Source organism: Pseudoalteromonas sp. OFAV1 (assembly GCF_021532595.1).
GTDB lineage: Bacteria > Pseudomonadota > Gammaproteobacteria > Enterobacterales > Alteromonadaceae > Pseudoalteromonas > Pseudoalteromonas lipolytica_C.
The window spans coordinates 1-2350 of the sequence record NZ_JAKGBG010000093.1 but is presented as its reverse complement, the minus strand read 5'-3'; the positions used below and the strand labels follow the sequence as shown (position 1 = coordinate 2350).

Here is a 2350-nt window from a genome sequence, read left to right as displayed (position 1 = left end):
TTCAAAACCGACATGGAAGCAGGGCACGGTGGTGCATCTGGGCGCTTTAAAAGCTTGCAAGACACCGCGTTATATTATGCCTTTATGTTAGATTTAGCGGGTATAGAAAAATAATCACCCATCAGGCATCCGTGATTAAGCGGATGCCTGCATGGTTAAATTAAAGCGAAATTCACTGCCTTTTCCAACAGTACTTTGTACTTCGATTTTACTATTCATTAGCATAAGTAGTTGTTTACATATAGCTAACCCTAATCCGGTAGAGCCACGTTTTATACTATTGCGAGCCTGATAATGTGGTTCAAAAATCGCAGTGAGCTCGTCGGCATGAATGCCAACACCAGTGTCTGATACCGCTACAAATAGTTCGTTAGCTTGCTCAGAAACACTAACTGAAATCACTCCGCCATCTGGGGTATGGCGAATAGCATTTTCGATTAAGTTCGTTAGCACTCGTTCTAACTTGGCAATGTCAGCAGTTACTGTGAAATCGCATATCTCAGGGATAACCTTAAGTTTAATGCCGGCAGAGCGAGCGGTTAATTCCAGTTTTGCCACACAGTCATAAATTAACTCGCCCAGATTAAATGTTTCGGCATTTATTTTTACTTGCCCGCACTCTAAGTTAGCTAATTCAAATATTTGCTCAATGAGTTGCTTTAACTGTTGGCAATTATCCATCGCTAAATTTAGATAATGTTGCTGCTCTTGCTCACTTAAATGGCTGTTAGGCTTATTAATTACTTCGATAAAACCATGTAATGACGACAGCGGTGTTCTTAAGTCATGAGAGAGGTGGGTTAGTAATTCGCGACGCTGCTTATCTGCATGCTGTAGGGATTGAAATTGCTCATCGATGCGCGACAACATTGCATGTACGCCTTTGCTTAAATTACCAATTTCATTGTTACCCGTGTAACTTGGTCTGAGCGACATCTTTGTTAGGCTGTAATTGGCCGCTTCAATCTGACAAATTTCTTTGTTGAGTTGTTTTAGCGGTAATGTGAAGAACCTAAATAATATTAGCATGGCTATAAAAAGCGCGAGCATAGCTGTTATAAACCAAGCCGCACCTAGCCACAGTGCATCATTTTCTTTGATATTGTTTAAGGTTGTATCAAATGCTTGACCACCAATAATAACGTATAAATAGCCTTGCAGTTGTTGTTGATTAAACACCGGGGCGGCAGAGAAAATCTTTTTTGCGTCATGGCTACGTGGATCGTCACCATAAATAGGTGTGGCAGTGGGGTCGTTAATGAGCTTTTTAATGGGAGTAAGGTTGATCTGTTTTTTAATAACTTGGCCCGGTTTTGCAGAGTATGTAAGTAACTCTCCGCGAGGGTCTACAAAATAAAATTCAAAGTTGGGGCCTAATATCATCAGGGTATGAAATAAATTCTCTAAGGCTTCATAATCATACACACCTTGTTTTATTAAAGGATTGTCATGAACGAGATGCTCAGCCAGCTGTAAGTGTAAGTTTTGCTGTGCATGGTGCTGCGAAGTTTGCTCAAGATGCTTGCGCCAACTAAATACTAGGGCACATAGTAGGCTAAAAATAAGTACAAGCGACCATGCGAGCTTTTGATAGAGTGTCATTGTTTTCATTAGTGTGTGCTCAGTTGCGATGGGTTTAGTTTGTAGCCAACCCCCCATACTGTTTCAATAAAGTTGCTAGCGTGATACTGCTCAAACTTACTACGCAGACGATTTATATGTGAATTGACTGTATGTTCATAGCCACAGTGTTGATATCCCCAAACGTGATCAAGTAATTGCTGGCGACTGAATACATGATTTGGGTGTTTAGCAAAATACACCAGCAAATCAAATTCGGTGGCAGTAAGATTGATTGCTTGATTAGCTAAAAAAGCCTGATGACTTGAAAACTCGATATGTAGATCCCCAAGTTGAATGGATTCTGCATTATGCGCTTGTTCATTAGTTGATTGTGCGATGAGCAATTGTGCTCTATGGCGCAGTTGTGTTTTGATCCTTGCCTGTAACTCTCTTGCAAAGAAAGGTTTGCAAATATAATCATCTGCACCCATCTCTAAACCAATTACCCGATCCATGTCGCTACTTAGTGCAGTCAATAAGATGACAGCTGTTTGCGGATAGTGCTCTTTAATTTTTCGACATAAGCTAAGGCCATCCATTTGCGGTAGATTGATATCTAGCAACACCAACCCATAACTTTGATTAGCCAGCTTTTTTATCGCTGCCTCAGCACTTGCTGTTTCGTCAATGTGCAGGTTTAAGCTAGTCAACTGGGTGGTGATGAGTTGGCGAATGGTTTTATCGTCTTCAACTATGAGTAATTTTTCAGGGCGCATCGTTTAATCCA

2 protein-coding genes are annotated in these 2350 nt (G+C 40.8%); both read right to left on the bottom strand.

The features are described 5' to 3' along the window. Positions 1-135: 135 nt before the first annotated feature. A complete protein-coding gene (locus L1267_RS23530; RefSeq protein WP_235384421.1) occupies positions 136-1611 on the bottom strand; it encodes a sensor histidine kinase in 1476 nt (491 codons plus the stop codon). Next, positions 1611-2339, bottom strand: a complete 729-nt coding sequence (locus L1267_RS23525) for a response regulator transcription factor (protein WP_138557886.1) — start codon at positions 2337-2339, stop codon at positions 1611-1613. The genes L1267_RS23530 and L1267_RS23525 overlap by 1 nt, the downstream gene beginning before the upstream one ends. Positions 2340-2350: the final 11 nt, after the last annotated feature.